Source organism: Pseudomonas sp. GW823-FHT06E10 (assembly GCF_058794995.1).
The window spans coordinates 260,197-285,927 of record NZ_JBXAHJ010000006.1 but is presented as its reverse complement, the minus strand read 5'-3'; the positions used below and the strand labels follow the sequence as shown (position 1 = coordinate 285,927).

Here is a 25,731-nt window from a genome sequence, read left to right as displayed (position 1 = left end):
GCGTTATCGTTGACGTCCATCGCGAGCATGCTCGCTCCTACAGGAGGGCAGTTTGCTCAGGAGGGCACGGGGTGCAGGTCACAATTGCGCCCAGCCTTGGCCAGTTGACCGGGCACTTCATGGCCGAGCAGCGCCGGCAGTCCCCGGGACAGTTTCAGCAGCAGCGGCAGATCGATGCCGGTGTGAATGCCGACTTCATCGCACAGGTTCACCAGATCCTCGGTGCAGATGTTTCCCGATGCCCCCGGTGCGAACGGGCAGCCGCCGAGGCCGCCGAGGGCCGCGTCGAAGCGACGGGCACCGGCCTCGTAAGCGGCCAGCACGTTGCACAGGCCAAGACCGCGAGTGTTGTGAAAATGCAGGGTCAGGTCCGATGGGGAAACCCTTTGCAGCACCCGGCGCACCAGCCGGTCGACCTGACGCGGGTTGGCCATGCCCGTGGTATCGGCCAGGGTGATGCCCTGGATGCCGAGCTCCTGATAGGCGTCGACGATTTGCAGTACCCGGTCCTCATCGATCTTGCCTTCAAACGGGCAGCCGAAGGTGGTGGCGATGCTGGCGTTGAGTCGCACCGGGCTGTCGCCGACGAACTGCACAATCTCGCCGAACGCGGCCAACGAATCTTCACAGCGCATGCGCATGTTCGCCAGGTTATGGGTCTGGCTGGCGGACATCACCAGGTTCAGCTCATCGGCACGGCACGCCAATGCCCGTTGCGCGCCTTTGAGGTTGGGGATCAGCGCGACGTAGATCACCCCCGGTTGCCGGGTAATGCCCTTGAACACCAGTTCACCATCGCGCAGCGCAGGAATCGCCTTGGGCGACACGAACGAACCGGCTTCGATGCGGCTGAACCCGGCCAGCGACAGTTGATCGATCAGAGCGATCTTGTCGTGGGTTTCAACCCAGGTCGGCTCGATTTGCAAACCGTCGCGCGGGGACACTTCCTGCACGATCAGGCTGTTGGAATAATCGGTGATCATTGCACCACTCCTTCGACTTTCAGGCGTTCGATGTCTGTTGCAGTCAGGCCCAATTGCGCGAGGATGCCGTCGGTGTGCTGGCCCAGCCCGGGGCCGGACCAGTTCACGCCGCCGGGCGTCTCGGAGAGTTTCGGCACGATGCCTGGCATCTTCACCGTGGCGCCACCGGGCAACTCGGCATTGAGCAGCATGTCCCGCGCCTGATAGTGCGGATCGGCGACGATGTCGGCCACCGAGTAGATGCGTCCGGCCGGGACTTCGGCGGCCTCCAGCGCGGCCAGCACCTCGTCGATGGGCAAACTGCTGGTCCAGTGGGTGATGGCGGCGTCGAGCAGGTTGCTCTTGGCTGCACGCCCGTCGTTGTGGGCGAACTCCGGCGCCTCGGCCAGATCGGCGCGGCCGATGGTTTGCATCAGGCGTTTGTAGATCGGATCGCTGTTGCCGGCGATCACCACGTAGGCGCCGTCGGCCGTCAGGTAGGTGTTGGACGGCGCGATACCCGGCAAGGCACCGCCGCTGCGTTCGCGCACATGGCCAAGCATGTCGTATTCCGGCACCAGGCTTTCCATGACGTTGAACACGCTTTCGGCCAGGGACACATCAACGATTTGCCCGCCGCCCTGCCCGGTCTTGACCCTTAGCAGCGACATCAGCGCACCGATCACCGCATGCAGTGACGCCAGGGAATCGCCAAGGCTCACGCCGACCCGCGCCGGCGGCGAACCAGGCGTGCCGGTGGTGTAGCGAATCCCGCCCATGGCTTCGCCTATGGCACCGAAACCCGGACGATCGCGATACGGGCCGGTCTGGCCGTATCCGGAAATCCGCACCAGCGTCAGGTTGGGGTTGAGCGCGTGCAACACGTCCCAACCGAGGCCGAGTTTTTCCAGGGCGCCGGGGCGCAGGTTCTCGATCAGCACATCGGCGCTGGTCGCCAGTTGCTTGACCAGTTCGATGCCTTCAGGGGATTTGAGGTTCAGCGCCAGGGACTTCTTGTTGCGTGATTGCAGGTACCACCACAACGAGGTGCCTTCGTGCAGCTTGCGCCATTTGCGCAGGGGATCGCCCTGGCCCATGGCTTCGATCTTGATCACTTCGGCGCCGAACTCGGCCAGCATGCGCGCCGCAAACGGCGCGGCGATCAGCGTGCCGATCTCGATCACTTTGATCGCACTCAAAGGGGCAGTCATCGCGGGGTACCTCTTGTTCTTGGAATATGTGCCAAGGCTAGAGGACAGGTAGCTCGGGAATCCAACCTTCAGTTGGCAACGGGCGTTCGCGAAATGCGAACGCCCGGGGAGATTATCGTTACCTGTAGTCCGCCATTGCGAGCAAGCTCGCTCCCACAGGGATCCTCAGTGCGGCGCCGACCCAGTGTGGGAGCGAGCTTGCTCGCGATGAGGCCCGCCCATTCAGCCGAGAACTATTAGGCTGTACCCCGCAAATGCTCAAACAACATCCGGCTCACCGGCGACAACAAAGCTTCATCGCGCACCACCAGAATCAACGCCCGGTCCGACCATTCGTCCGTCAACGGCACCGCATGCAAACCCAGCGCCCGGCCAAACAATTCATAAGCCTTGTGCGGCAAAATGCCGATGCCCATGTTGGCCTGGATCATCCGACACATCGCATCAAACCCCGGCACATGAATACGAACCCGCAGTACCTTTCCGGCCTGGCGCGCCGCCGCGTGGGTACGCATGTTGATCGAACTGGCGGCATGCAACCCAACGTAATCACTCTCCAGCGTATCGGCGAACGCCACGCTGGAGCGACTCGCCAATGGATGGTGCGGCGGCATCAACACCACCAGTTTGTCCTGGCGATACAGCACGCTGTGCAGGCCCTTGATGTCACTGTCGATGGAACAGATCCCGAGGTCGGCCACCCCGTCGAGCACGCCCTGAATCACCCCGGCGCTGGGGCGTTCTTCGAGGTCGGTCTTGACCTGTGGGTGACGCTCTGAAAAATCCCGCAGGTCCTCGGGCAAAAACTGAATGATCGCCGACAGGTTGGCGAGCATCCGCACGTAGCCGCGCACACCGTGGCTGTGCTCGCCCAGTTCAAGTCCCATTTTCTCGACGTTGAACAACATCTGCCGGGCATGGTGCAGCAGGGTTTCACCGGCCGGCGTCAGGGACATGCCCTTGGCCTGGCGCACGAACAGGCTGATGCCCAGCGCCTCCTCCAGCTCCATCAAACGCTTGCTCGCCGCCGAGACGGCAATCGCTTCGCGCGCCGCTGCACGGGTCAGCGTGCCCTCTTCGTGCACGGCGACGAACAGTTGCAGGGTGATCAGGTCGAGACGGCGGATCAGGCTTTTTTGCAGCATCGGGTACTCGGCGAAGTCGGCTCAGGCGAAGTCGCAGCATAGCGTTCTTCGCCCACGTCGTGCCGTGGTCCAGGCACCGGTCGTGATAAAGTCGCCGCCCACAGACCTTTTGCCGTGAGACGAAGAACGCAATGACCGATTTCCAGGATGTCGATGCTCAACTTGAAGACTGGAACGCCTTGCGCAGCACCACTTCGTTCAGTGGCTTGCTGGTGGGCAACGGTGCCAGTCGCGCGGTGTGGGACGATTTCGGCTACGAATCGCTGTTCGAAAACGCCCGCACCGTTGAAGAAAAACCCCTGAGCCCGTCCGAGTTGAGCGTGTTCGATGCGATGCAGACCCGCAGTTTCGAGCAGGTACTGAGCGCCTTGAAAACCACCAGCCGGGTCAACAAGGCCCTGGCTGTCAGCTCCGCCGCCCCGCGCAATCGCTACTACGCGATCAAGGAAGCGCTGATCAACACTGTGCACGCAGTGCATATCCCGTGGCGGCTGGTAGTGCCTTCGACGCTGGCAACCATCAATCAGGAACTGGCCAGCTACCGCACGGTGTTCACCACCAATTACGACCTGCTCAACTACTGGGCGGTGCAACACCAGCCTGAGGCGATCACCGATCTGTTCCAGGGTGCCGAACCCGGTTTCGACCTGAGCGACACGGCCACCGATAAAACCCGTTTGCTGTACCTGCACGGCGGTCTGCATCTGGTGCGCAACCAGGACGGTACGGCGCGCAAGCTGATGTCGACCGAGGGCACGTTGCTGGGCAATTTCGCCATCAACAACACGATCAAGACCCTCGACGACGTGCCGCTGTTCGTCAATGAAGGCCCGAGTGCGGACAAGCTCAAGACCATTCGCAGTTCGGATTACCTGTCGTTCTGCTACGAGCAATTACTCGGTCACGGCCAGGCGCTGTGCATCTTCGGCCATGCGCTGGGGGAGCAGGACAGCCACATCATCCATGCCTTGCGCCTGGCGAAACCGCAGGTGGTGGCGATCTCGATTTACCCGCGCAGCAAGGCCTTCATCCAGCACCAGAAGCGGCATTACGCGAAGGTGTTTGAGGGGACTGGGGTTGAGTTGCGGTTCTTTGATTCGAAGAGCCATGCGTTGGGTGGCACGAAGCTGGCGGTTCCGGTCGAGGTTTAGCGGCAACTGATCTGACGCATTCGCGAGCAAGCCCGCTCCCACAGGTTCAGCGTGATCCCTGTGGGAGCGAGCTTGCTCGCGATGCTTTTGCAGTCAACTCATTCTTCAGCGCTGTGCACCACCACCAGCAACTGCGCCTGCACCTCGCCCACCGAACGAATCCGGTGCGGCTTTTGCGCATTGAAGTGCAACGCATCGCCACGATCGAGCAGCACGCGCTCGTTCATGAAGTCCACCTCCACCCGCCCTTCGTGGACGAACAAAAACTCCTCGCCCAAATGCTCCTTGAAGGTCTTGTCGGTGAACTCGGCCGGCGGGTAGATGATGAACGGCAGCAGGCTGCGTTCGCTGACCTGATGGGCCAGCACCGCGTAACCCGAATTGTTGTCACTGACGCCCAAGGGTTGCCGTTCGTGGCTGCGCACCAGGCTGTAGCTGTCGAGGCTGACGTTGTCTTCAGAGAACAGTTCCTCGACCTTCACATTCAGCGCCCTGGCCAGTTTCAGGGCCGCAGCAATCGACGGCGTGTTCAACCCGCGTTCGACTTTCGACAGGTAACTCTTGGTCATGCCGGATTGTTCGGCCAGGGTTTCCAACGTCACGCCAAGTTTTTTTCTGAGTAATTTCAAACGGATAGACATGTAGAGCGATTTATCCATCAAGGAGGCAACGATTTGTTCTTGCCAATGACACAATGTGTCATATAGCCTCTTTAGTGTCACTTGCACTCACCGACGACTTTGCGAGGAACCGGTGAACGGCAAACCCGACGTCCATTGAATCACCCAAAGGACACCGATATGGCCAAGACATTAGCACTGCCCAAAGAGCAACTGGTCAAGCACGCGCTGAGCCAAATGCAAAATACCCTGGCGGATAATACGTGGACCGCCCGGCAAAAGCTGGCCCTGACCTGCCGCATCCTGTTCGAGCATGGTCACGATTCCGGCCTTGCCGGACAAATCACCGCCCGTGGTCCCCAACCCGGCACTTACTACACTCAACAACTGGGCCTGGGTTTCGACGAAATCACTGCGGGCAACCTGCTACTGGTCAACGAGGACCTGGAGGTGCTCGAAGGCCACGGCATGCCCAACCCGGCCAATCGTTTTCACAGTTGGGTGTACCGCGCCCGAGCGGATGTGAACTGCATCATTCACACCCATCCGACCCACGTTGCAGCCTTGTCGATGCTGGAAGTGCCGTTGCAGATTTCCCACATGGACCTCTGCCCGCTCTATGACGACTGCGCGTTTCTCGAAGGCTGGCCGGGCGTGCCGGTGGGCAACGAGGAAGGCGAGCTGATTGCCGGGGCACTGGGCGACAAACGGGCGATCCTGCTTTCGCATCATGGCCAATTGTCCACCGGCGGTACCATCGAGGAAGCCTGTGTCATCGCGCAACTGATCGAACGCGCCGCGAAACTGCAACTGCTGGCGATGAGCGCCGGGACCATCAAGCCGATCATTCCCGAACTGGGCCGTGAAGCCCACGACTGGATTGCCCGGCCCAAGCGGCATGCCGCCGCTTTCAACTACTACGCCCGGCAGATCCTGCGCCAACACGCCGATTGCCTGAACTGAACCCATCGATCGAACGGAGAGACACCATGTCCACCGCAAACATTCACGGCATCATCGGTTACACCATCACCCCTTTCACCCCCCACGGCGAGGGCGTTGACCTGGATGCCCTCGGGCGCTCCATCGACCGACTGATCGAGGGCGGCGTACACGCCATCGCACCGCTGGGCAGCACCGGTGAAGGTGCCTACTTGAGCGACGCAGAGTGGGATCAGGTCAGCGAGTTCAGCATCAGGCACGTGGCCAGGCGCGTGCCGACCGTCGTCAGCGTGTCCGACCTGACCACCGCTAAAGCGGTGCGCCGCGCGCGTTTCGCCGAAGCTCAAGGCGCCGATGTGGTGATGGTGCTACCCACGTCCTACTGGAAGCTCAGCGAAGCGGAGATCCTCGCCCATTACCGCGCCATCGGCGACAGCATCGGCGTGCCGATCATGCTCTACAACAACCCGGCCACCAGCGGCACCGACATGTCGGTGGACCTGATCCTGCGCATCGTCAACGCCGTGGAAAACGTGACCATGGTCAAGGAGAGCACCGGCGACATCCAGCGCATGCATCAACTGCAACGTCTCGGCGAAGGCCAGGTGCCGTTCTACAACGGCTGCAATCCGTTGGCCCTGGAGGCCTTCGCCGCCGGCGCAAAAGGCTGGTGCACCGCTGCGCCGAACCTGATCCCGCAGCTCAACCTGGATTTGTACGAAGCAGTGCTGGCCAACGATTTGCGCAAGGCTCGCGAGCTGTTCTATCGCCAGTTGCCGCTGCTGGATTTCATCCTCAAGGGTGGCTTGCCGGCGACGATCAAGGCGGGTTTGCGGGCGACGGGCCTGGAGGTGGGGGATCCGCGGCTGCCGGTATTCCCGTTGAGTGAGGCGGGTTGTGATCAGCTGGAAGATCTGTTGAAGGCCCTGCGCTGATCTCCAGCTGTACATAAAGCCACTGTGGGAGCGAGCTTGCTCGCGATGAGGCCATTACATTCAACACGGATGTTGACTGTCAGACCGCCATCGCGAGCAAGCTCGCTCCCACAGGGATTTTTGCTGGATTTGAAAGCTGTACTCAAAGCACCGGCAACGTCTTGTCCTTGACCAACTTGGACGAACCGTTGGCCTTCACGCTGGCGATGCCTTTCTCCATGGCGGCATCGGAGGAATAGGCCTCGCTGCTGCCGATGATCTCGTGGTTGCCCGCCTTCAGGTTGAAATACGGGTGGCCATCCTTGGTGATTTTCTTCTCGTAACGCTCATCCAGCGGGCTGTTGGCCTGGACCGAGGCAATGCCTTTGTCGGCGGCGGCGTGGGTGGTGTACAGCTCGCTGGTCAGAATGGTCTCGGCGTTGGCCGCCTTGAGGACAAACCTGAACTGGCCATTGCTGCTTTTGCTCACTTCATACCATCCGGACATGCTCTTTCTCCTTGGCGATTGAAAGGTTGTGCGCTTCACAGTAAAGACCAGCCTCGGGTTTCTGTCGCCTGCTCTGGCCCCTTCGCGAGCAAGCTCGCTCCCACAGTAGATTTGTGTACACCAAACCATTGTGGGAGCGAGCTTGCTCGCGATGGCGTCGACACGATCTTCCTTACTTCGCCGCAGCCCGCACCACCGACAACTCCGGTGCTGACGTCCGCCGCTGGCTCAGATACCGCGTACAACTCACCCGCAGGAACGAAGCGAAATTGACCACCTCGCCGCGGTAGTCCATCACCTCTTCATACAGCTTGGCGATCAACTGATTGGTGGTCATGCCGTCGACCTCGGCGATTTCGCTGAGGATGTCCCAGAACTGATTCTCCAGCCGCAAGGTGGTGACCACCCCGCAGATGCGCAGCGAGCGGGAGCGCGATTCGTAGAGTATCGGGTCGGCTTTGACGTACAGCTCGCACATGGGCATGCCCCTCGTTACAGCGTGATTTTGGTACCCAGCAACCCTAGGAAACCGGCCAGCCAGTTCGGATGCGCAGGCCAGGCCGGAGCCGTGGCCAGATTGCCCTGGACATGGCCGTCCGTCACCGGAATATCGATATACGTACCGCCCGCCAGCCGCACCTCCGGAGCGCAGGCCGGATAAGCGCTGCATTCGCGACCTTCGAGAACACCCGCTGCCGCCAGCAACTGCGCGCCATGGCACACGGCAGCGATCGGCTTGCCAGCCTTGTCGAACGCGCGCACCAGTTCCAGGACTTTTTCGTTCAGGCGCAGGTACTCCGGCGCACGGCCGCCCGGAATCAGCACCGCGTCATAATCGGCGGCGTTGACCTTGGCGAAATCGAAGTTCAGGGCAAACAGATGACCGGGTTTTTCACTGTAGGTCTGGTCGCCTTCAAAGTCATGGATCGCCGTGCGCACGGTCTGGCCGGCAGCCTTGTCCGGGCAAACGGCGTGCACCGTGTGGCCGACCATCAGCAACGCCTGGAACGGCACCATCACTTCATAGTCTTCGACGTAATCACCGACCAGCATCAGAATTTTTTTCGCAGCCATGGGGAGGACTCCTCTGGAAGTGGGCGTGCAGGAGTATTCAAGGTAGTCCTTATCCGGCGGGTCGGGTAACAACCGGCTACTACCTTGTGGCGAGGGGGCTTGCCCCCGTTCGCCTGCGAAGCAGGCACAAAATAGGACAGTGCGGTTCGTTTGATGAAACCGGATAGGGGCTGCTGCGCAGCCCAACGGGGGCAAGCCCCCTCGCCACATAGGTGTGTTCGCAACTGTACGGATAAGTCTGTGCCTAGCTGTAACAGCGGAAAACCCAAGGTTTATGGCTATATGGAGCCTTACCCCATCACCCCATATTCTGGTTGCCATCATGTCTTCGCGCGAAAACACCGGCATGGCCCTGGGCCTGCTCGGCGTTGTGATCTTCAGCCTCACCCTGCCCTTCACGCGGATCGTCGTGCAGGAACTCCACCCGCTGCTCAATGGCCTGGGCCGGGCACTGTTTGCAGCGGTTCCGGCAGCGTTGCTGTTGCTGTGGCACCGGGAAAAATGGCCGACCTGGAAGCAGGTCAAAGGCCTGACGCTGGTGATGGCCGGGGTGATCCTCGGTTTCCCGGTGTTGTCGGCCTGGGCCATGCAAACCTTGCCGGCGTCCCACGGTGCGCTGGTCAACGGCTTGCAGCCGCTGTGCGTGGCGCTGTACGCCGCGTGGTTGTCCCATGAGCGACCTTCGAAAGCCTTCTGGGCCTGCGCCGCATTGGGCAGTGCGCTGGTGCTCGGTTATGCACTGATCAGCGGTGCCGGCAGCATTCAGGCCGGTGACTTGCTGATGCTTGGCGCCATTGCAGTGGGTGGGCTGGGGTACGCCGAGGGAGGCCGACTGGCCAGGGAGATGGGCGGCTGGCAGGTGATCTGCTGGGCGCTGGTGCTGTCGACGCCGCTGCTGATCGGCCCGGTGGTGTATCTGGCACTACAACATCAGGGCGAGATTTCCGCCAAGACCTGGTGGGCCTTCGGATATGTCTCGCTGTTTTCGCAGTTCATCGGTTTCTTTGCCTGGTACGCCGGACTGGCCATGGGTGGCATTGCCCGGGTCAGCCAGATCCAGTTGCTGCAGATCTTCTTCACCATCGCCTTCTCGGCGCTGTTCTTCGGTGAACATGTGGAGCCGATTACCTGGCTGTTTGCCGGCGGGGTGATCGTGACGGTGATGCTCGGGCGCAAGACAGCGATCAAACCCAATCCTGTGGGAGCGAGCTTGCTCGCGAAGGACTTGAAACCGACGCGTTGATTCAGAAAGCACGCGTTATCGTTGACGTCCATCGCGAGCTAGCTCGCTCCTACAACAGGATCAGAGGTAACCGTCGGAGCGCAGCAGGGTTTCCAGGCAATGCTCGCTGATGTGATAGAAATCCTTCAGCTCCTGAATCTTCGCCAGCAACTGAGCCGGGTCCACTGGTTCTGCGCGTTTGACCGCCAGGATCATCTTGTTCTTGTTGGTGTGGTCCAGTGAGATGAACTCGAACACCTTGGTCTCGTAGCCGCAGGCCTCAAGGAACAACGCGCGCAAACTGTCGGTGACCATCTCGGCCTGCTGGCCCAGATGCAAGCCGTATTGCAGCATCGGCTTGAGCAGCGCCGGGCTCTGGATTTGCAGGCGGATCTGTTTGTGGCAGCACGGCGAGCACATGATGATCGCCGCTCCGGAACGGATGCCGGTGTGGATCGCATAGTCGGTGGCGATATCGCAGGCATGCAGGGCGATCATCACGTCCAGCTCGCTCGGCGCCACGCTGCGCACGTCACCGCACTTGAACACCAGGCCGGGGTGTTCAAGCTTGGCGGCGGCGGTGTTGCACAGGGTGACCATGTCTTCACGCAGTTCGACGCCGGTCACCTCGCCTTCGGCCTTCAAGGTGTTGCGCAGGTAATCGTGGATGGCGAAGGTCAGGTAGCCCTTGCCCGACCCGAAGTCCGCCACACGCACCGGCTTGTCCAGCGCCAGGGGGGACGACGTCAGCGCATGGCTGAACACTTCGATGAACTTGTTGATCTGCTTCCACTTGCGCGACATCGCCGGGATCAGCTCGTGCTTGCTGTTGGTCACACCGAGGTCGGCGAGAAACGGCCGACTCAGGTCAAGAAAACGGTTTTTCTCACGGTTGTGCTCGGCCGAAGGCACTTCGCGCAATTGCTGAGGTTGGCTCTTGAACAGCGATGACTTGCCTTTTTTGCTGTATTCGAGCTGGGCTTCGTCGGTCAACGACAACAAATGCGCATTTTTGAACGACGCCGGTAGCAGCCCGGCAATGCTCGCCACGCCTTCGACCAGCGGCAGGTTCTTGGTGATATCGCGGGTCTTGTAGCGGTAGACAAAAGACAGGCAAGGCTGCGCCTTGACCGTCACCGGCTTGATAATGATCCGCTGCAGGTCCGTTTCATCACCCACGTACTTGGCCAGCACCAGTTTGATGAATGCGTTGTGCTCGAGGCTCGATTGCAGCAGGTCGATGAACTGGGCGTGATGATCCGGCGCGAGGCTGGCGGGAGTGGCGGTGACAGACATGGAAAAACGGCCTCGGCAATACGAATCTGGGGATGCCGGGTATTTTAGGGGGGACGAGGGTTTTGGGCACGGGGTAATTTTGCGCCAGGTCCCGTTCCCGCCGATCGGGACCTGAATTCAACCGTCGCTACCTCATGGCTCCACCAGTCGAAGTTTGCGATTGGTCGGCGAGTTGATGACGAACTTGACGATCAACCCTACCGGCACCGCCCACGTCAGACCGTTGACCGGATCAGTGACCACGGCGACAGTTTCGGAACTTGCAGCCAGATCCAGACGTCGGCGATCGTTGCTGGATTTGAGTAATCCGTACGCATGGCTGACCAGCCGCTCCGCCTGGTGCATCGGCATATCCAGACTCTGCAAATGCCTCACCGCACGGCAGAACAGCACTTGATCATCAATCACACCCTCGCCTTCATGACGGGTCAGAAACGCCTGCGCTATGGCCAATAGCTCCTCATTCAAATGGGCCTGTTCATCAACCTCCTTCATGCTCAAGACTCCTGTTGCGCTTGCGCCGCCGGAGCACTCTCGGCGACAGGCCGTGCGGCGCGGCGCAAGTCAGGTCCGGCGCACGGCAGGTGCACGGCCGGATTGGGCATGCCACTGGGGGAAAGCTCATGGGTCATTTCGAACTCGGCCCGTACCGACCAGCCACAGGCCTCCGACGTACATTGCAGGTATGCCACCCGCAGGAAGATATGCCGCCCTTCGCTGGTACGTATGCGCATCCGGTTCAGGCAGTGCGGGCACACCATCTTGTAAGTACTCATACATGCTTCCCTTGGGCCATCCGGTGGTAATCGAATTGATCAAACGCAATACTGTTTGAAACACAATTGGTGAAAGACAGGTGCTGCAAATAACGTCCGCCAGACAAAAGGAAGTGCAACGGGTGGACACGTAATAGATACGAGCCAAGCTCGTAGGAAATCACCCTGATACCATTAGGAAGTTTCGACATCGTATTCTTCAGATTCATAGTTGACGATTGATTACTTACAAGAAAAAAAGTACTCATTGCGCATACGTTAAGCACTCAAAAAGCATATGTCAAAAGGAAGAGGCTCAAATTGCGTAGCAAAAAATCACAAGCTGTTTTGGCCCGCCTGAAGCAAATCACGGGTACAAAAACTGACGCATCCCTGTCTTCTGCGCTACAGATCAGCCCCCAGACACTCAGCAGCTGGAAAGGCCGTGACAGCACGCCATACTCATTATGCGTAGATATTGCACAGACTCGCGGCATCTCCCTTGACTGGTTACTGCTGGGCGAGGGGCCGATGCTGCGGCAGCCCCATGTCAACGCTCCTGCAAATGCTGCGGAAACTGCAACAACGCAGGAAAGCACCATCCTTTCGCTGTGGCGATTACTTGATGAGGATGACCGCTGCGCAATACAAAACGCATTGGAGGAAAAGCGACGCCTGCGGGATCTGGAAACACAACTTTCCGAAATGGCCGCTACCCTGGCCTCACTTGGACACTCAAACAAAACCTGATTTGAAGTCCGACGTTTCAATGCTTGAAGGCATGCCACAAAACAATAATGTTGCCACTACTGCGAACAATCATTACGCATGAAAAAACACTCACCACTGCATGCCATGGGCTAACCGGCAGGAATGTCAGCAATACATCGATGCCGGCAAGGCAGAACACTGCGCCAAGCAAGCTGATCAATATCCTGTCGCACCAGTGGTAACGTTGTTCGTCGCGCTGGTAACACGCCAGCCTCAACGCACTGACCAGGTGAGCCACGCCCGCCACCCACACCAGAGCCGCCATCTCAAAGGTCATTGCCCTCGCCCTCTGAGATGACGAAGGATGTCACCGAGGCCCGCGCCATCGATCCACTGCATGAGCTTGATGCTGATGGGAATGACCAGCAACGCGCACAGAAAGGCCGTCACACCGGCTGTCAGAAAAGGCGCCAGTGGCTGGGCGACCGGGACAAACAGGTAACCGACACCCGCCGACAACAGCCAGGAACCGATGCGTTGCCAGGCCTTGAAGTTGCCGCGAGTGGTCGTGACCAACCACGCGCCAAGCGTCGCGCCGAACAGGGCTTCTCCATCGATAACCGGCAACGTCGCAATACCCAACCCCACCATGAGCCCGCTGATACTGTTGTAGGTCGAATCAGTCAGGCTCATGGGTATCTCGCGACTGCAACGGCTCAACAGTGATGGCTCCCGACTTCAGCGCCTTGAACACGGCAGCGTTGCGAGATCTGACGGCGAACTTGCGGCGGATATTGGAAAAGTGGAAGTTGATGGTGGATTCCGAGCAACTCTGAATCCTGGCGATCTCCCAGGACGTCTTGCCTTTGAGGCACCACTCCAGGGCTTGTGTCTCTTTCGTTGTCAGTTGCACCAGCGGAGTAAGCATTGCGCTACCGGGTGCATCCTCCACCAAGGTTTCCAGCGTTTGTTGCGTTTTCATAAGAACTCCCTCTACACAGAACGCCCATCGCAGGGCGTGCACCATGAGAGAGATGTTGAAGACAAGCTCCCCGCCGGACAACGTTCGGGAACTGTGTCGCGGCGCATTACAAAAGCAGATGAAGCCCTGGCTTAACCCAGCACCACCAGACGATTTGGCAGCTCGTTGCGCACATGGGTCACCGGCACATGTACCTTGAGCAACTCGCCACAGGCCTCGACGCAACTGACAAAGCCCTGCAGCGTCTGCCCCTGTTTCACCTGCTGGGTGAATGTCGCGACGATCGCGTCCCAGTTCTTGTTGTCCAGGCGACTGGAAATCCCTTCATCCACCAGGATCTCCACATAACGCTCGGCCTCGGAAACGAAAATCAGCATGCCGGTGCTGCCCTCGGTGTGGTGCAGGTTCTGCTCCAGGAACTGCCGGCGCGCCAGGTTCGAAGCACGCCAATGGCGCACCGAGCGCGGGATCAGATGGGTGGTGACTTTCGGCAGGCGGAACACCAGGCACAGCACGATGAAGATGGCCCATTGCACCATCAGCAGGCTGTGCATGGTCAGCCAGCCGGTGAGGTAATGCACGATGCCCGGCACCAGCAGCGCCAGCAGGCTGGCCCACAGCAACGGGATGTACGCATAGTCGTCGGCACGGGCCGCGAGTACTGTCACCAGTTCTGCGTCTGTCTCGCGCTCGACCCGGGCAATGGCCTCGGCCACCTTGCGTTGTTCGTGTTCAGTCAGTAATGCCATGTCGTGAAGTGCCTGCTCGTTTTTATTATCACCAGCCGCCGGACGAACCGCCCCCGCCGAAACTGCCCCCGCCGCCGCTGAAGCCTCCCCCTCCACCGCCGCCGCCAAACCCGCCACCGCCAAAGCCGCCCCCGGATCCACCGGAGCCGCCCCGGCCAGCGGGAAGAATACCGAGCATCTGGCACACAAAAACAGTCAGGATGAATAACATCACAAAAAACACGAACAACCCGGGATGCCGCGCGATGAAATCGTCCCCCGGATCGCCTCTGGATTCATACGCCGTGGAGGGTTCGTCCAGGGGGTTGCCGCCCAGCACCACCAGCATCGCCGCTACGCCGTCACTGATGCCTTTACTGAAATTGCCGGTCTTGAATGACGGGGTGATGACCTGGTTGATAATCACCGAACTCTGGGCATCGGTCAGGCGATCCTCCAGGCCGTATCCGACTTCGATACGCAGCCGGCGCTCGTCCCGGGCGATGATCAGCAAGGCGCCGTTGTTCTTGTCCTTCTGCCCGATGCCCCAGTGGCGGCCGAGTTGGTAACCGAAGTCGGCGATGTCGGTACCTTGCAAATCCGGCAACGTCACAACCACAAGCTGCTCGCCGGTGGCTTGCTCATGGGCCTGAAGTTGTTGGCTGAGCTGCTGGCGCACCGATGGCTCGATCATCTGCGCAGTGTCGACCACCCGCCCGGTCAGCGCCGGAAAGCTCAGCTCGGCGCGGGCAGCGATCGCCACCACCCACAACAACAGCAACAGGCCTGTTTTCAGGACGCGCATTGGCAACCTCTTGCGTGGTGACGCCGATTAGCGCAGTTCAGAACTTGACCTCGGGGGTCTTTTCCGAACCCGGCGTGGCTTCGAAGGTCTCGCGCACCGGCAGGTCGCTGTACATCACGGTGTGCCACAGGCGACCGGGGAACGTGCGGATCTCGGTGTTGTATTTCTGCACTGCGAGGATGAAATCGCGCCGGGCCACGCTGATGCGGTTCTCGGTGCCTTCAAGCTGCGATTGCAGGGCGAGGAAGTTTTGGTTGGCCTTGAGGTCCGGATAACGTTCGGAGACCACCATCAAGCGACTCAAGGCGCCGCTGAGCTGGTCCTGGGCCTGTTGGTACTGCTTGAGCTTTTCCGGGTTGTCGAGGGTCGAGGCATCCACCTGGATCGACGTGGCCTTGGCCCGGGCTTCGATGACGGCGGTCAGGGTTTCCTTCTCGTGGGCCGCATAGCCCTTGACGGTTTCCACCAGATTGGGAATGAGGTCGGCGCGCCGCTGATACTGGTTCTGCACCTGGCCCCAGGCGGCCTTGGCCTGTTCATCGAGCGTCGGGATGTTGTTGATGCCGCAGGCGGTCAGCAACGTAGCCAGCATCAGCAGCGTGACGACCTGCAAACGCGAGCGATAGGTTGGACTTACATTCATCAGGATGATGCTCCCTTGTGCATTTCATGAAAAAACCGACCGTGAAACCTTCTGGGCCGGCTCTTGGGGCATAATCGCCCGCGCCTCTGGATTGCAACGGGCCGATGGGCTAAAAAGAGGCCCTGCGCGAAAACGCATCCGCCATCTGGCTGTGGTTTTTTGGCTCTGGTCTTTTGAGCCGGTACCCGAACAACAATAGACGCTCCCTAAATTTTGGCTGGCCGGCGTGTACATCGCCGTTTGGGCCCTTGAGAAAACTATTCATGAAGAAGCTGTGTTTGCTGGGCCTGTTCGTCAGCCTGGCCAGTCATAACGTATTGGCCGCCACGACGCCCGCACCCCTGGAGAACAAGGAAGCCTTCGTCAGCAACCTGATGAAGCAAATGACCCTCGATGAAAAAATCGGCCAGCTGCGCCTGATCAGCATCGGCCCGGAAATGCCGCGCGAAATGATCCGCAAGGAAATCGCGGCAGGCAACATCGGCGGTACGTTCAACTCGATCACCCGCCCGGAAAACCGGCCGATGCAGGACGCGGCCATGCGCAGCCGCCTGAAGATCCCGATGTTCTTCGCCTACGACGTGATCCACGGCCACCGCACCATTTTCCCGATCCCGCTGGCCCTGGCCTCGAGCTGGGACATGGACGCCATCGGCCTGTCCGGGCGCATTGCCGCCAAGGAAGCCGCGGCTGACAGCCTCGACATCACCTTCGCACCGATGGTCGACATCTCCCGCGACCCACGCTGGGGCCGTACTTCCGAAGGCTTCGGTGAAGACACTTACCTGGTGTCGCGCATTGCCGGCGTGATGGTCAAGGCGTTCCAGGGTACTGGCGCGAATGCAGCCGACAGCATCATGGCCAGCGTCAAGCACTTTGCCTTGTACGGCGCGGTCGAGGGTGGCCGCGACTACAACGTGGTCGATATGAGCCCGGTCAAGATGTACCAGGACTACCTGCCACCGTACCGCGCCGCCATCGATGCCGGCGCCGGCGGGGTCATGGTCGCGCTGAACTCGATCAACGGCGTGCCGGCCACCGCCAACACCTGGCTGATGAACGACCTGCTGCGCAAGGAGTGGGGCTTCAAGGGCCTGGCCGTCAGCGACCACGGGGCGATTTTCGAGCTGATCAAGCACGGTGTTGCCGCCGACGGTCGCGAAGCGGCGAAGCTGGCAATCAAGGCTGGCATCCACATGAGCATGAACGACACCCTGTACGGCAAAGAGCTGCCAGGGCTGCTGAAGTCCGGCGAGATCCAGCAGAGCGACATCGACAACGCCGTGCGTGCGGTACTGGGCGCCAAGTACGACATGGGCCTGTTCAAGGACCCGTACCTGCGCATCGGCAAGGCCGAGGATGATCCGGTCGACACCTACGCCGACAGCCGCCTGCACCGCGCCGAGGCCCGTGATGTGGCACGCCGCAGCCAGGTGCTGCTGAAAAACCGGAATGACACCCTGCCACTGAAGAAGACCGCGAAAATCGCCCTGGTCGGTCCGCTGGCCAAGGCGCCCATCGACATGATGGGCAGCTGGGCCGCCGCCGGTCGCCCTGCTCAATCGGTGACCCTGTTCGATGGCATGACCAACGCCCTGGGAGACAAATCGACACTGATCTACGCCCGTGGCGCCAACATCACCAGCGACCCGAAAATCCTCGGTTACCTGAACTTCCTCAACTTCGATGCCCCGGAAGTGGTGGACGACCCGCGCCCGGCGAACGTGCTGATCGACGAAGCAGTGAAAGCGGCCAAGGATGCTGATGTGGTGGTTGCCGCCGTCGGCGAATCCCGTGGCATGTCCCACGAATCGTCGAGCCGCACCGACCTGAACATCCCGGAAAACCAGCGCGAGCTGATCCGGGCCCTGAAAGCCACCGGCAAACCGCTGGTACTGGTGTTGATGAATGGCCGTCCACTGACGATCCTCGAAGAGAAGGAACAGGCCGACGCAATCCTGGAAACCTGGTTCAGCGGCACCGAGGGCGGCAACGCCATCGCCGACGTGCTGTTCGGCGACTACAACCCGTCGGGTAAACTGCCGATCAGCATCCCGCGTTCGGTAGGCCAGATTCCGACCTACTACAACCACCTGACCATTGGCCGGCCGTTCACTCCGGGCAAACCGGGCAACTACACTTCGCAGTACTTCGATGACACCACGGGCCCCCTGTACCCGTTCGGCTATGGCCTGAGCTACACCGAGTTCAGCCTGAGCGACATGGCGCTGTCGTCGACCACGCTGAACAAGACCGGCAAGCTCGACGCCAGTGTTACGGTGAAAAACACCGGCAAGCGCGACGGCGAAACCGTGGTGCAGCTGTACATCCAGGACGAGACCGGCTCGATGATCCGCCCGATCAAGGAACTGAAGAACTTCCAGAAAGTGATGATCAAGGCCGGCGAACAGAAAGTCGTGCACTTCACCATCACTGAGGACGACCTGAAGTTCTACAACACCCAGCTCAAGTACGCGGCGGAACCGGGCAAGTTCAACGTGCAGATCGGCCTGGATTCAGAGGACGTGACGCAGCAGAGTTTTGAGTTGCTGTAATTAATCAAACACCGCAAAACCCTGTGGGAGCGAGCTTGCTCGCGATAGCGGACTGACAGTCGACAGAGATGTTGAATGTTAAGCCCTCATCGCGAGCAAGCTCGCTCCCACAGTGGTTTCAGTGTTCAGAAAACTGGGGTCAACCCCGCCGATTCAGCAGGTTCACCACCACCCGATCCACCCATCCCCACACCCGTTGCTTGACCCGCCGCCACAGTGGCCGGCGCTTCCATTCCTCCAGGCTGACTTGCTCACTCAACCCGAAGTCCCGTTCGAAACTCGCCGCCACCGACCGGGTCAGTCCGGGGTCCAGGGCTTCCAGGTTAGCTTCCAGGTTGAAGCGCAGATTCCAGTGATCGAAGTTGCACGAACCGATGCTCACCCAGTCGTCGACCAGGACCATTTTCAGGTGCAGGAAACACGGCTGGTACTCGTAGATTTTCACCCCGGCCCTGAGCAGTCGCGGGTAGTAGCGATGCCCGGCATAACGCACGGATGGGTGATCGGTACGGGGGCCGGTCAGCAGCAAGCGCACATCGACGCCCCGGGCAGCCGCCCGGCGCAGGGAGCGACGGACTTTCCAGGTCGGCAAAAAGTACGGCGTAGCCAGCCAGATCCGTCGCTGACCACTGTTCAGGGCACGCACCAGCGATTGCAGAATGTCCCGGTGTTGACGGGCGTCGGCATAGGCCACCCGGCCCATGCCCTCGCCTATGGACGGCACCCTTGGCAGGCGCGGCAGACCGAAATGCGAAGCCGGTCGCCAGGCACGTCGATGGCGGTTGGCAATCCACTGACGATCGAATAGCAGCTGCCAATCGAGTACCAGCGGGCCGGTGATTTCCACCATCACTTCGTGCCATTCGCTGGCGTCTTCCCCCGGAGTCCAGAATTCATCAGTGACACCGGTGCCGCCGACCACGGCCAGGCTCTGGTCCACCAATAACAGCTTGCGGTGATCGCGGTAGAAGTTGCCGACCCAACGTCGCCAGCTCAGACGATTGTAAAAACGCAGCTCCACGCCAGCGGACATCAGCCGCTGACGCAAGGCCAGGGTGAAAGCGAGGCTGCCGTAATCATCGAACAGACAGCGCACCCGTACACCGCGCTCGGCGGCCTGCACCAATGCCTGGACCATGGCTTCGGCGCAGGCGCCCGCCTCCACCAGATACAGTTCCAGCTCAACCTGCTCTTCAGCCCGGGCAATCGCCACCAGCATGCGCGGAAAAAACTGCGGACCGTCGATCAGCAGTTCGAAGTGGTTGCCTTCACGCCACGGAAAAATCGCTCCGGCCATGTCAGCGCGCCGTGAAAATCAGTACCGCACCCACCGGTACGGAAAGACTGATAGCTGATAAACCGGCCAGTTTGCGCAACGTTTCCAGGCCGGGAGCCAAATCGAAATCCTCGGCGTTGATCACCAGCGGTTCGAGGGTCACCACCTGGAAGCGCCGGTCATCGAGTCGGGTCGCCAACAGTTCGGCCTGGTATTCGTGTTGTTTGCCGTGCAGGTCGACCATCAGCGGCAGGCGCAACTCCAACTGCGCGCCGGGAGCGAGGTCATTGATCGGGCGCAGATCGATTTTCGTGGTGATCATGGCGTCGGGAAACCGGTCGATCTGGAACAGTTCCTTGCGCATGCGCTCATCGCGCAACGGGATGCCGCTGTTGATCGACTCCAGCTCGACTTCCACCTGGGCCAGCCCCTCGGGGTCGACCTTGCCGTGCAGCACCAGGAAGCGCTGCACTTCGGAAACATTGGCATTCTTGGTGCTGACAAATGACAGGCGCGAAGACTCGCCATCGAGGTACCAGTCGGCGCGGGCCGACAACGCGGCACCGGCCAACAGCAGGAAAGTGAGGGTTTGGAAGGTGGAGCGCTTGAACATAGAGACTCGTGGGGCAGATAAACCTGTGCTGAACCTTAACTGGCTTGTCACAGGTTGCAAACTTTCTGTTGCGCCATGAACACATTCCATAGGGCGAGTGAGCTTTTGTGGCGAGGGGGCTTGCCCCCGTTGCGCTGCGAAGCAGTGCTGAAGTCTACAACCAAGTAAGCCTGACGGACCGGGGAGGCTGGCTTTGCGTCTGCTTCGCAGCCGAACGGGGACAAGCCCCCTCGCCACAAAAACTCACCACCACCCAAAGCACATACCCCGCTCAAGGCTCCAAACGACAACCCTGACGCTCGCCGATCCACACCGCGCTGTTGCTGCGGCCCATGCCACTGACCGAAACACTCTTGCCGACCGGGTCATCGGTAAAGCCGCTGGCGGGCAGCCACTGTTTCACATAACCGTGGCAGTACTCGGCATCGTTGTTCATCACGTAGCGGCACGAACAATATTCCTTGGCGGTGTAGGCGCTGATGATGTCGGGGAACGCCCACAGCGCCGCCCGCTCGAGCCAGATCCAGCCGAGCAAGGCGATCAGCAGGATCAACAACAGGGAACTGAGCGGTCGACGGCGAATGAAACCACTCATGGCTGCACCTTCCCGGCAAAGGCCTTGAGCGCGAGCTGGAGCAATTGGTTGTGCCGGTAAGTGCCGTCGCGGTCATCGCCGTAGCGGACGATCACCAGCTGTTCACTGGGGATCACGTACATCGCCTGGCCCCAATGCCCCAGCGCGGCGAAGGTGTCGGCGGGAGCATCGGGCCAGGGTCGTGCCGCGCCCTCAACGGCTCGATTGAGCCACCACTGGCCGCCGGGGACGGCCTCGTCTTGATCGGCGTGATAGTGAGCGAACGGCTCGCGGTTGAACGCCACCCAGTCCCTGGGCAGCAGTTGCCTGTCTGCCCAGCGCCCCTCGCGGGCCATCAACAGACCGACCCGGGCCAGGTCCCGTGCAGTGAGGTAGGCATAGGACGAAGCAACGAAAGTGCCCGTGGCATCGGTTTCCCACACGGCTTGGCGGATGCCCAGCGGTTCGAACAGCGCAGTCCACGGATAGTCCGGATAGCGGCCGGGGCCGACGATGGTTTTCAGCGCGGCGGACAACAGGTTGCTGTCACCGCTGGAGTAGCGAAACGCCTGGCCCGGCGCCGCGTACTCGGCATGGGCCGCGGTGAACGCTGCCATGTCGTGGTGACCGCGGGTGTAGAGCATGGCCACTACCGAAGACTTCAGCGGTGCATATTCGTAGTCTTCCTGCCAATCCAGGCCCGAGGCCCAGTGCAGCAGGTCGGCCATGGTCAGGTCGGGGTATTTTTGCAGGGGCGGATAAAACTTCGCCACAGGGTCGTCGAGTTTGAACAAGCCTTCGCCGTAAGCCACACCGAGGACCGCGGCCATCAGGCTCTTGCTGATCGACCAGGTCAGGTGCGGCGTCTCGGCCGTCGTCGGGCCGGCGTAGCGTTCGTAGATCAACTGGCCGTCGCGGATCACCAGCAAGGCATCGGTGCGAATGCCCTGGCGAGTGGTGTCATCGCGGGATGGGAAGGCATAGGCCTCCAGGGCTTGAAGCGCCGGGCCAGCGGGCGTCGGCGCGGTCGGCCATTGCTCGGCGGGCCAGCTTTCAGCCTGGGTCGTGAGGCTGAGCAACAGCAGGAAAATCAGGGACAGGCCTTTGGGCATGACGGGGGCTCGAAGATTGAACCTGCTGAGCCTAGTCGAGGTTGATGACAGTTCAGGAATTCATGCTGCCAATCAGGCCGCCATCGCGAGCGAGCTCGCTCCCACAGGGGAATGCATTTCAAATGTGGGAGCGGGCTTGCTCGCGATGAGGCCAGTCAGGGCAGTGAAGATTGCGCCAATGCCTTCGCCAATCGCTTGCCCCGCGCCCCTGCCGCCAAATCCATCACCGCCTGATCCCGCTGCCACATCGCCGCCCACTCTTGAGGCCCTCCGGCCAACGCCTCATTCACCTCAGCCTTGAGCCCTTCGAACTGCGCAAACAACCCGCCAAGCAACACATGCCCGGCCGGATGGGTTGGTGGCTGGCGGCTGGTTTCCGCGCACCCCGCCAACAACCCCAGCAACCGCAATTGCAAGCCTTGCGGCCAATCGCATTCCTGGCCGACGCCATACAACCACGCTGTCATGGCGCTCAGCACATAGATGTCTTCCAACGTTCGGAACGGTTTGACGTATGCGTCCCAACCATCCCCTGCGAGCAACTCGCACAGCGCGTTATCCAGAAACAACCGGCCATGGCTGATGTCCGGCATCAACGGGAGCGGCGCCAGCTTTTCCACCCGCACACCCGGCTCATCGCGATAGATCACCGCCAGGCTCAAGCGTGGATCGGCGCCAGGCTCCTCGCTGCGCGCCGCTACCAGCAGCCAGTCGGCGGCATTGCCGGCGGTGACGAAATCCTTGCGTCCGCTCAGGCGCAAATCGCTCAGTCGGGTTTGCATATCGGCCGGACGCAGGCTGCCCTGCTCGGTGGCGCACAACGCGCCCAGGCTCAGTGGCGCGCTCGGCCAGAGCATGCGCAAGGCCGCCTGATATCCCACCAGAAACGCTTGCCCCGGTGTCGCCATCAACCGCCCGCCAAGCACCGCCAATTCAAACGGAGTGACCGTTCCCAACTGCTGCAACAAGGTCGCGAAACCTTCCGCCAGATCCGGGTTGGCGGGCAAGCGATCACGGCGGTTCAACAGGGTTTGCCAGGGCATAAGAGTCTCCTCGAAGGCTGTCATATAAGCATCACCAAAGCTTAATGGCGATGACACCGGGGCTACATAGCCTGACTTTGCACAACACGGCTAGACAAAGAAAGTCGATTCGCTGTAGCCCAAAGACGGGTGAGCAGCCCGCACGGAGATTCGCCATGACTCAGATCGCCCGCATCAGCGACACCGGCAACGAACGCCGCCTGCAAGCCGAACGCCTGCTGGGCGCCGAGGCGTTGCAGGAAGCCCAGGCCTTGCGCTTCAATGTGTTCAGCGGCGAATTCAACGCCAAACTCAAGGGCGCTGAACTGGGTCTGGACATGGATGACTACGACGTTCACTGCGCCCACATCGGCGTGCGTGACTTGAATACCGGGCGCCTGGTGGCAACCACCCGTTTACTCGACCACACGGCTGCCAGCAGCCTGGGCAAATTCTACAGCGAAGAAGAGTTCAGCCTCCACGGTCTGGTGCACCTGCAAGGCCCGATCCTGGAAATCGGTCGCACCTGTGTCGACCCAGCCTACCGCAATGGCGGCACCATCGCCGTGCTCTGGGGCGAACTGGCCGAAGTCCTGAACCAGGGCGGCTACAGCTACCTGATGGGTTGTGCGAGCATTCCGATGCAGGATGGCGGCGTGCAGGCCCACGCGATCATGCAGCGTCTGCGCGAACGCTACCTGTGCACCGAACATCTGCGCGCCGAGCCGAAAAACCCGCTGCCGAGCCTCGACATTCCGTCGAACGTGATCGCCGAAATGCCACCGCTGCTCAAGGCCTACATGCGCCTGGGCGCGAAGATCTGCGGCGAGCCATGCTGGGACGAAGACTTCCAGGTCGCCGACGTGTTCATCCTGCTCAAGCGCGACGAACTCTGCCCGCGTTACGCCAAACACTTCAAGGCGGCTGTGTAATGGGCCGGTTGCGGGTGTACGCGCGAATCGCGCGAGTGCTGATGGTGGTGACGCTGGGCTTGGGCATGGCCAGTGTGTTCGGGCTGTTCGAGCGCTTGGGCATGGCCCATTCGATGGCGCGCCGGCAACGCTGGTCGCGGTTTTTCATGGCCCGCCTGAGCAATGCCCTGCCCTTCGACGTGACCGTCCACGGCGAGCTGCCGAAGGCACCGATGCTCTGGGTCAGCAACCACGTGTCCTGGACCGACATCCCGCTGCTGGGCATGCTCACGCCGCTGTCGTTCCTGTCCAAGGCCGAAGTGCGCACCTGGCCGGTAGCCGGCTGGCTGGCGGCCAAAGCCGGCAGCCTGTTTATCCGCCGTGGCTCGGGTGACAGCCAGTTGATCCGCAAGCAGATGACCCGTCACCTGGAACAGGCACACCCGCTGCTGATGTTCCCCGAAGGCACCACTACCGATGGCCGTTCGCTACGTACTTTTCACGGCCGCCTGCTGTCCGCCGCCATCGATTCAGAAGTGGCAATGCAGCCGGTGGCGATTCGTTATGTGCGTGACGGCGAGACTTGCGCGCTGGCGCCGTTCATTGGCGACGATGACTTGCTGTCGCATCTGATGCGGTTGTTCGCCAATGACCGTGGCGGCGTGGAGATTCATCTGCTCAAGCCAATCGCTTGCGAAGGCCGGGAACGCGCGGCATTGGCGTTCGAGGCGCAGCAGGCGGTGCAGAAGGTGTTGTTTGGTGAAATTGTCGAACCGCAACGAGCACCGATGCGCCCTGCCATTGCGGCTTGACGCGATCTTTTATTCACCGAAGTACCCTGTGGGAGCGAGCTTGCTCGCGATAGCGGTGGGTCATTCAGCATCATCGTTGAATGTTAATCCGCAATCGCGAGCAAGCTCGCTCCCACAGGGGTTTTATGGTGTTGGATAGTTCCGGGCAAAATCCTGAAGCTGCGGATAGAACAACCTGAAGTCCTCGCTCAACGGTTCATACAACCGCCGCAATTCCTGCATCGCCGCCGCCAGTTCTTCCGGCCGGGTCAGGCGTCGCGAGATCCCGCGCAACACCTGCTCCAGCACTTCGAATTCCTGATACGAACCCAGCCAGTCATTGGCCACCATGTGCGGCGCAATCTTCGCCAGCCGCTCCGGCAATTGCCGTTCGCTGGACAGCACCCGGTAAACGTCCGAAGTGAACAACGCCAGGGGCCGGTCGGCATACAGCGTCCAGTCCCGGGCCAGGCAATGGTCGAAAAACACATCGAGCACGATACCCGCGTAGCGACGACGGGTCAGGGAGAAACGCGACAACGCGACGTCCACCAGCGGATGGCGGTCGGTGAACACGTCGATGCTGCGGTGCAACTGGATAGCCCCCTCGATGTCCGGAGCGAACTGCCCTTGCAGGCGTCCCTTGACGAAATCGCCATACAGACTGCCGAGCATTTGGCCGGGACGCTGGCCACCGAGGTGAAGATGTGCGAGATAGTTCATGGGCGCAGCTTAGCACTGCCCCCTTGTCTTGTTACACTCAACATATCGTTATAACTCGATATACCGAAATGTGAGTTGGTCAGAGCCAAATCATATTTGTATATCGCGAAATACCGATTTAAAGTTCGCCTCATCGCGATATAGCGTTTTAAACATCACGAGCCCACATCATGACCATCAATCTCGACGAAATAATAAAAGCCCTGGCACACCCAGTACGGCGAGACATCCTGCACTGGCTCAAGGACCCGACCGTCGAATTTCCCGACCAGTCCCACAGTAACGAGCACGGCGTTTGCGCCGGGCAGATCGATCAACGTTGCGGCCTGTCGCAGTCCACGGTGTCCGCACACCTGGCGACCCTGCAACGCGCCGGCCTGATCAGCAGCCGCAAAGTCGGCCAGTGGCATTTTTTCAAACGCAACGAGGAAACCATCCAGGAATTCCTCAAAACCTTCAGTAAAGAGCTCTGACCCTTAACGTCA

Annotated in this window: 31 protein-coding genes; 9 read left to right on the top strand and 22 right to left on the bottom strand. The window is 60.6% G+C overall.

Features of this window, described 5'->3' with window-relative positions; genetic code table 11:
- Positions 1–56: 56 nt before the first annotated feature.
- The 3 genes from AC1Q6Y_RS12795 to AC1Q6Y_RS12785 all read right to left on the bottom strand — a co-directional run bounded on the left by AC1Q6Y_RS12795 (position 57) and on the right by AC1Q6Y_RS12785 (position 3,318).
- Entirely contained in the window at positions 57–983 is a 927-nt protein-coding gene (locus AC1Q6Y_RS12795; RefSeq protein ID WP_492624646.1) for a hydroxymethylglutaryl-CoA lyase, read from the bottom strand.
- Positions 980–2,173 carry a CaiB/BaiF CoA transferase family protein gene (locus AC1Q6Y_RS12790; RefSeq protein ID WP_154861774.1) on the bottom strand — a complete coding sequence of 398 codons (1,194 nt, stop codon included), beginning with the start codon at positions 2,171–2,173 and terminating at the stop codon, positions 980–982. Before AC1Q6Y_RS12790 ends, AC1Q6Y_RS12795 begins: the two co-directional genes overlap by 4 nt.
- A gap of 236 nt (positions 2,174–2,409) precedes the next feature.
- Positions 2,410–3,318 carry a LysR family transcriptional regulator gene (locus AC1Q6Y_RS12785; RefSeq protein WP_349733363.1) on the bottom strand — a complete coding sequence of 303 codons (909 nt, stop codon included), beginning with the start codon at positions 3,316–3,318 and terminating at the stop codon, positions 2,410–2,412.
- A gap of 131 nt (positions 3,319–3,449) precedes the next feature.
- Between AC1Q6Y_RS12785 and AC1Q6Y_RS12780 the strand changes: the two genes are divergently transcribed.
- Complete coding sequence (locus AC1Q6Y_RS12780) at positions 3,450–4,469, top strand: DUF4917 family protein (protein ID WP_218495089.1); 1,020 nt, start codon at positions 3,450–3,452, stop codon at positions 4,467–4,469.
- A 98-nt stretch (positions 4,470–4,567) separates the two neighbouring features.
- Here the strand turns inward: AC1Q6Y_RS12780 and AC1Q6Y_RS12775 are convergent, their stop codons facing one another.
- On the bottom strand, positions 4,568–5,110 hold the full coding sequence (locus AC1Q6Y_RS12775) for a helix-turn-helix domain-containing protein (RefSeq protein WP_218495088.1): 543 nt from the start codon (positions 5,108–5,110) through the stop codon (positions 4,568–4,570).
- A 159-nt stretch (positions 5,111–5,269) separates the two neighbouring features.
- On the opposite strand from AC1Q6Y_RS12775, the gene AC1Q6Y_RS12770 reads away from it, so the two are divergent.
- Positions 5,270–6,052 carry an aldolase gene (locus AC1Q6Y_RS12770; RefSeq protein WP_057716053.1) on the top strand — a complete coding sequence of 261 codons (783 nt, stop codon included), beginning with the start codon at positions 5,270–5,272 and terminating at the stop codon, positions 6,050–6,052.
- Positions 6,053–6,078: 26 nt separating this feature from the next.
- Positions 6,079–6,966 carry a dihydrodipicolinate synthase family protein gene (locus AC1Q6Y_RS12765; RefSeq protein ID WP_492624645.1) on the top strand — a complete coding sequence of 296 codons (888 nt, stop codon included), beginning with the start codon at positions 6,079–6,081 and terminating at the stop codon, positions 6,964–6,966.
- 142 nt (positions 6,967–7,108) lie between these two features.
- On the opposite strand, the gene AC1Q6Y_RS12760 is transcribed toward AC1Q6Y_RS12765, so the two are convergent.
- The 3 genes from AC1Q6Y_RS12760 to AC1Q6Y_RS12750 all read right to left on the bottom strand — a co-directional run bounded on the left by AC1Q6Y_RS12760 (position 7,109) and on the right by AC1Q6Y_RS12750 (position 8,527).
- Entirely contained in the window at positions 7,109–7,453 is a 345-nt protein-coding gene (locus tag AC1Q6Y_RS12760; protein WP_349733366.1) for a YegP family protein, read from the bottom strand.
- A gap of 172 nt (positions 7,454–7,625) precedes the next feature.
- On the bottom strand, positions 7,626–7,931 hold the full coding sequence (locus AC1Q6Y_RS12755; protein ID WP_095945146.1) for a ribbon-helix-helix domain-containing protein: 306 nt from the start codon (positions 7,929–7,931) through the stop codon (positions 7,626–7,628).
- A 14-nt stretch (positions 7,932–7,945) separates the two neighbouring features.
- Complete coding sequence (locus AC1Q6Y_RS12750) at positions 7,946–8,527, bottom strand: DJ-1/PfpI family protein (protein ID WP_008051822.1); 582 nt, start codon at positions 8,525–8,527, stop codon at positions 7,946–7,948.
- A 322-nt stretch (positions 8,528–8,849) separates the two neighbouring features.
- Between AC1Q6Y_RS12750 and AC1Q6Y_RS12745 the strand changes: the two genes are divergently transcribed.
- Complete coding sequence (locus AC1Q6Y_RS12745) at positions 8,850–9,770, top strand: DMT family transporter (RefSeq protein WP_057716057.1); 921 nt, start codon at positions 8,850–8,852, stop codon at positions 9,768–9,770.
- Positions 9,771–9,830: 60 nt separating this feature from the next.
- On the opposite strand, the gene AC1Q6Y_RS12740 is transcribed toward AC1Q6Y_RS12745, so the two are convergent.
- The 3 genes from AC1Q6Y_RS12740 to AC1Q6Y_RS12730 form a co-directional block, all read right to left on the bottom strand.
- The gene (locus AC1Q6Y_RS12740; RefSeq protein ID WP_492624644.1) at positions 9,831–11,045 is read right to left on the bottom strand and encodes a class I SAM-dependent methyltransferase; all 1,215 of its coding nucleotides are present in this window, start codon (positions 11,043–11,045) and stop codon (positions 9,831–9,833) included.
- 132 nt (positions 11,046–11,177) lie between these two features.
- Positions 11,178–11,540 carry a hypothetical protein gene (locus AC1Q6Y_RS12735; RefSeq protein WP_057716059.1) on the bottom strand — a complete coding sequence of 121 codons (363 nt, stop codon included), beginning with the start codon at positions 11,538–11,540 and terminating at the stop codon, positions 11,178–11,180.
- A gap of 2 nt (positions 11,541–11,542) precedes the next feature.
- Positions 11,543–11,821, bottom strand: a complete 279-nt coding sequence (locus AC1Q6Y_RS12730; RefSeq protein ID WP_057716060.1) for an Ogr/Delta-like zinc finger protein — start codon at positions 11,819–11,821, stop codon at positions 11,543–11,545.
- A gap of 300 nt (positions 11,822–12,121) precedes the next feature.
- Between AC1Q6Y_RS12730 and AC1Q6Y_RS12725 the strand changes: the two genes are divergently transcribed.
- Positions 12,122–12,550: a helix-turn-helix domain-containing protein gene (locus AC1Q6Y_RS12725; RefSeq protein ID WP_340316583.1), complete on the top strand. Its 429-nt coding sequence runs from the start codon at positions 12,122–12,124 to the stop codon at positions 12,548–12,550.
- 16 nt (positions 12,551–12,566) lie between these two features.
- Here AC1Q6Y_RS12725 and AC1Q6Y_RS12720 read toward each other — a convergent pair whose 3' ends face one another.
- The 6 genes from AC1Q6Y_RS12720 to AC1Q6Y_RS12695 form a co-directional block, all read right to left on the bottom strand.
- Complete coding sequence (locus AC1Q6Y_RS12720) at positions 12,567–12,848, bottom strand: phage holin family protein (RefSeq protein WP_057716062.1); 282 nt, start codon at positions 12,846–12,848, stop codon at positions 12,567–12,569.
- Positions 12,845–13,204, bottom strand: a complete 360-nt coding sequence (locus AC1Q6Y_RS12715) for a putative holin (protein WP_492624643.1) — start codon at positions 13,202–13,204, stop codon at positions 12,845–12,847. The genes AC1Q6Y_RS12720 and AC1Q6Y_RS12715 overlap by 4 nt, the downstream gene beginning before the upstream one ends.
- Positions 13,191–13,493 (bottom strand): helix-turn-helix domain-containing protein, encoded by a 303-nt coding sequence (locus tag AC1Q6Y_RS12710; protein WP_057716064.1) that lies wholly within the window; start codon positions 13,491–13,493, stop codon positions 13,191–13,193. Before AC1Q6Y_RS12710 ends, AC1Q6Y_RS12715 begins: the two co-directional genes overlap by 14 nt.
- 131 nt (positions 13,494–13,624) lie before the next feature.
- Entirely contained in the window at positions 13,625–14,242 is a 618-nt protein-coding gene (locus AC1Q6Y_RS12705; RefSeq protein WP_057716065.1) for a TPM domain-containing protein, read from the bottom strand.
- A 28-nt stretch (positions 14,243–14,270) separates the two neighbouring features.
- Positions 14,271–15,026 (bottom strand): TPM domain-containing protein, encoded by a 756-nt coding sequence (locus AC1Q6Y_RS12700; protein WP_057716066.1) that lies wholly within the window; start codon positions 15,024–15,026, stop codon positions 14,271–14,273.
- Positions 15,027–15,063: 37 nt separating this feature from the next.
- Positions 15,064–15,669: a LemA family protein gene (locus AC1Q6Y_RS12695; protein WP_057716067.1), complete on the bottom strand. Its 606-nt coding sequence runs from the start codon at positions 15,667–15,669 to the stop codon at positions 15,064–15,066.
- Positions 15,670–15,932: 263 nt separating this feature from the next.
- Between AC1Q6Y_RS12695 and bglX the strand changes: the two genes are divergently transcribed.
- On the top strand, positions 15,933–18,224 hold the full coding sequence (gene bglX, locus AC1Q6Y_RS12690; RefSeq protein WP_057716068.1) for a beta-glucosidase BglX: 2,292 nt from the start codon (positions 15,933–15,935) through the stop codon (positions 18,222–18,224).
- 139 nt (positions 18,225–18,363) lie between these two features.
- On the opposite strand, the gene AC1Q6Y_RS12685 is transcribed toward bglX, so the two are convergent.
- The 5 genes from AC1Q6Y_RS12685 to AC1Q6Y_RS12665 all read right to left on the bottom strand — a co-directional run bounded on the left by AC1Q6Y_RS12685 (position 18,364) and on the right by AC1Q6Y_RS12665 (position 22,842).
- A complete protein-coding gene (locus AC1Q6Y_RS12685) occupies positions 18,364–19,521 on the bottom strand; it encodes a phospholipase D-like domain-containing protein (protein WP_057716069.1) in 1,158 nt (385 codons plus the stop codon).
- A 1-nt stretch (position 19,522) separates the two neighbouring features.
- Positions 19,523–20,113 (bottom strand): YceI family protein, encoded by a 591-nt coding sequence (locus tag AC1Q6Y_RS12680; RefSeq protein ID WP_090453580.1) that lies wholly within the window; start codon positions 20,111–20,113, stop codon positions 19,523–19,525.
- A gap of 271 nt (positions 20,114–20,384) precedes the next feature.
- Positions 20,385–20,708: an amidase gene (locus AC1Q6Y_RS12675; protein WP_492624642.1), complete on the bottom strand. Its 324-nt coding sequence runs from the start codon at positions 20,706–20,708 to the stop codon at positions 20,385–20,387.
- Positions 20,705–21,799 carry a serine hydrolase domain-containing protein gene (locus AC1Q6Y_RS12670; RefSeq protein WP_492624641.1) on the bottom strand — a complete coding sequence of 365 codons (1,095 nt, stop codon included), beginning with the start codon at positions 21,797–21,799 and terminating at the stop codon, positions 20,705–20,707. Before AC1Q6Y_RS12670 ends, AC1Q6Y_RS12675 begins: the two co-directional genes overlap by 4 nt.
- A gap of 155 nt (positions 21,800–21,954) precedes the next feature.
- A complete protein-coding gene (locus tag AC1Q6Y_RS12665; RefSeq protein WP_223502349.1) occupies positions 21,955–22,842 on the bottom strand; it encodes an acyl-CoA dehydrogenase family protein in 888 nt (295 codons plus the stop codon).
- Positions 22,843–22,997: 155 nt separating this feature from the next.
- Here AC1Q6Y_RS12665 and olsB point away from each other — a divergent pair, with 155 nt between their 5' ends.
- Complete coding sequence (olsB, locus tag AC1Q6Y_RS12660) at positions 22,998–23,753, top strand: L-ornithine N(alpha)-acyltransferase (RefSeq protein ID WP_057716074.1); 756 nt, start codon at positions 22,998–23,000, stop codon at positions 23,751–23,753.
- Entirely contained in the window at positions 23,753–24,544 is a 792-nt protein-coding gene (locus AC1Q6Y_RS12655; protein ID WP_057716075.1) for a lysophospholipid acyltransferase family protein, read from the top strand. The genes olsB and AC1Q6Y_RS12655 overlap by 1 nt, the downstream gene beginning before the upstream one ends.
- A 123-nt stretch (positions 24,545–24,667) precedes the next feature.
- Here AC1Q6Y_RS12655 and AC1Q6Y_RS12650 read toward each other — a convergent pair whose 3' ends face one another.
- Positions 24,668–25,246, bottom strand: coding sequence for an acyl carrier protein phosphodiesterase (locus tag AC1Q6Y_RS12650; RefSeq protein ID WP_154909676.1), 579 nt, complete (start codon positions 25,244–25,246; stop codon positions 24,668–24,670).
- Between the two features lie 170 nt (positions 25,247–25,416).
- On the opposite strand from AC1Q6Y_RS12650, the gene AC1Q6Y_RS12645 reads away from it, so the two are divergent.
- Entirely contained in the window at positions 25,417–25,719 is a 303-nt protein-coding gene (locus tag AC1Q6Y_RS12645) for an ArsR/SmtB family transcription factor (protein ID WP_008019443.1), read from the top strand.
- Positions 25,720–25,731 lie beyond the last annotated feature (12 nt).

Excerpts from the sequence above, each read along its gene's own strand:
- AC1Q6Y_RS12675 (WP_492624642.1), bottom strand. The coding sequence starts at position 20,708 with ATGAGTGGTTTCATTCGCCGTCGACCGCTCAGTTCCCTGTTGTTGATC.
- AC1Q6Y_RS12650 (WP_154909676.1), bottom strand. The coding sequence starts at position 25,246 with ATGAACTATCTCGCACATCTTCACCTCGGTGGCCAGCGTCCCGGCCAA.
- AC1Q6Y_RS12760 (WP_349733366.1), bottom strand. The coding sequence starts at position 7,453 with ATGTCCGGATGGTATGAAGTGAGCAAAAGCAGCAATGGCCAGTTCAGG.
- bglX (WP_057716068.1), top strand. The coding sequence starts at position 15,933 with ATGAAGAAGCTGTGTTTGCTGGGCCTGTTCGTCAGCCTGGCCAGTCAT.
- AC1Q6Y_RS12700 (WP_057716066.1), bottom strand. The coding sequence starts at position 15,026 with ATGCGCGTCCTGAAAACAGGCCTGTTGCTGTTGTTGTGGGTGGTGGCG.
- AC1Q6Y_RS12710 (WP_057716064.1), bottom strand. The coding sequence starts at position 13,493 with ATGAAAACGCAACAAACGCTGGAAACCTTGGTGGAGGATGCACCCGGT.
- AC1Q6Y_RS12665 (WP_223502349.1), bottom strand. The coding sequence starts at position 22,842 with ATGCCCTGGCAAACCCTGTTGAACCGCCGTGATCGCTTGCCCGCCAAC.
- AC1Q6Y_RS12655 (WP_057716075.1), top strand. The coding sequence starts at position 23,753 with ATGGGCCGGTTGCGGGTGTACGCGCGAATCGCGCGAGTGCTGATGGTG.
- AC1Q6Y_RS12790 (WP_154861774.1), bottom strand. The coding sequence starts at position 2,173 with ATGACTGCCCCTTTGAGTGCGATCAAAGTGATCGAGATCGGCACGCTG.
- AC1Q6Y_RS12670 (WP_492624641.1), bottom strand. The coding sequence starts at position 21,799 with ATGCCCAAAGGCCTGTCCCTGATTTTCCTGCTGTTGCTCAGCCTCACG.
- AC1Q6Y_RS12695 (WP_057716067.1), bottom strand. The coding sequence starts at position 15,669 with ATGAATGTAAGTCCAACCTATCGCTCGCGTTTGCAGGTCGTCACGCTG.
- AC1Q6Y_RS12780 (WP_218495089.1), top strand. The coding sequence starts at position 3,450 with ATGACCGATTTCCAGGATGTCGATGCTCAACTTGAAGACTGGAACGCC.
- olsB (WP_057716074.1), top strand. The coding sequence starts at position 22,998 with ATGACTCAGATCGCCCGCATCAGCGACACCGGCAACGAACGCCGCCTG.
- AC1Q6Y_RS12715 (WP_492624643.1), bottom strand. The coding sequence starts at position 13,204 with ATGAGCCTGACTGATTCGACCTACAACAGTATCAGCGGGCTCATGGTG.
- AC1Q6Y_RS12740 (WP_492624644.1), bottom strand. The coding sequence starts at position 11,045 with ATGTCTGTCACCGCCACTCCCGCCAGCCTCGCGCCGGATCATCACGCC.
- AC1Q6Y_RS12645 (WP_008019443.1), top strand. The coding sequence starts at position 25,417 with ATGACCATCAATCTCGACGAAATAATAAAAGCCCTGGCACACCCAGTA.
- AC1Q6Y_RS12705 (WP_057716065.1), bottom strand. The coding sequence starts at position 14,242 with ATGGCATTACTGACTGAACACGAACAACGCAAGGTGGCCGAGGCCATT.
- AC1Q6Y_RS12765 (WP_492624645.1), top strand. The coding sequence starts at position 6,079 with ATGTCCACCGCAAACATTCACGGCATCATCGGTTACACCATCACCCCT.
- AC1Q6Y_RS12795 (WP_492624646.1), bottom strand. The coding sequence starts at position 983 with ATGATCACCGATTATTCCAACAGCCTGATCGTGCAGGAAGTGTCCCCG.
- AC1Q6Y_RS12720 (WP_057716062.1), bottom strand. The coding sequence starts at position 12,848 with ATGACCTTTGAGATGGCGGCTCTGGTGTGGGTGGCGGGCGTGGCTCAC.
- AC1Q6Y_RS12755 (WP_095945146.1), bottom strand. The coding sequence starts at position 7,931 with ATGTGCGAGCTGTACGTCAAAGCCGACCCGATACTCTACGAATCGCGC.
- AC1Q6Y_RS12730 (WP_057716060.1), bottom strand. The coding sequence starts at position 11,821 with ATGAGTACTTACAAGATGGTGTGCCCGCACTGCCTGAACCGGATGCGC.
- AC1Q6Y_RS12735 (WP_057716059.1), bottom strand. The coding sequence starts at position 11,540 with ATGAAGGAGGTTGATGAACAGGCCCATTTGAATGAGGAGCTATTGGCC.
- AC1Q6Y_RS12770 (WP_057716053.1), top strand. The coding sequence starts at position 5,270 with ATGGCCAAGACATTAGCACTGCCCAAAGAGCAACTGGTCAAGCACGCG.
- AC1Q6Y_RS12785 (WP_349733363.1), bottom strand. The coding sequence starts at position 3,318 with ATGCTGCAAAAAAGCCTGATCCGCCGTCTCGACCTGATCACCCTGCAA.
- AC1Q6Y_RS12750 (WP_008051822.1), bottom strand. The coding sequence starts at position 8,527 with ATGGCTGCGAAAAAAATTCTGATGCTGGTCGGTGATTACGTCGAAGAC.
- AC1Q6Y_RS12685 (WP_057716069.1), bottom strand. The coding sequence starts at position 19,521 with ATGGCCGGAGCGATTTTTCCGTGGCGTGAAGGCAACCACTTCGAACTG.
- AC1Q6Y_RS12775 (WP_218495088.1), bottom strand. The coding sequence starts at position 5,110 with ATGTCTATCCGTTTGAAATTACTCAGAAAAAAACTTGGCGTGACGTTG.
- AC1Q6Y_RS12680 (WP_090453580.1), bottom strand. The coding sequence starts at position 20,113 with ATGTTCAAGCGCTCCACCTTCCAAACCCTCACTTTCCTGCTGTTGGCC.
- AC1Q6Y_RS12745 (WP_057716057.1), top strand. The coding sequence starts at position 8,850 with ATGTCTTCGCGCGAAAACACCGGCATGGCCCTGGGCCTGCTCGGCGTT.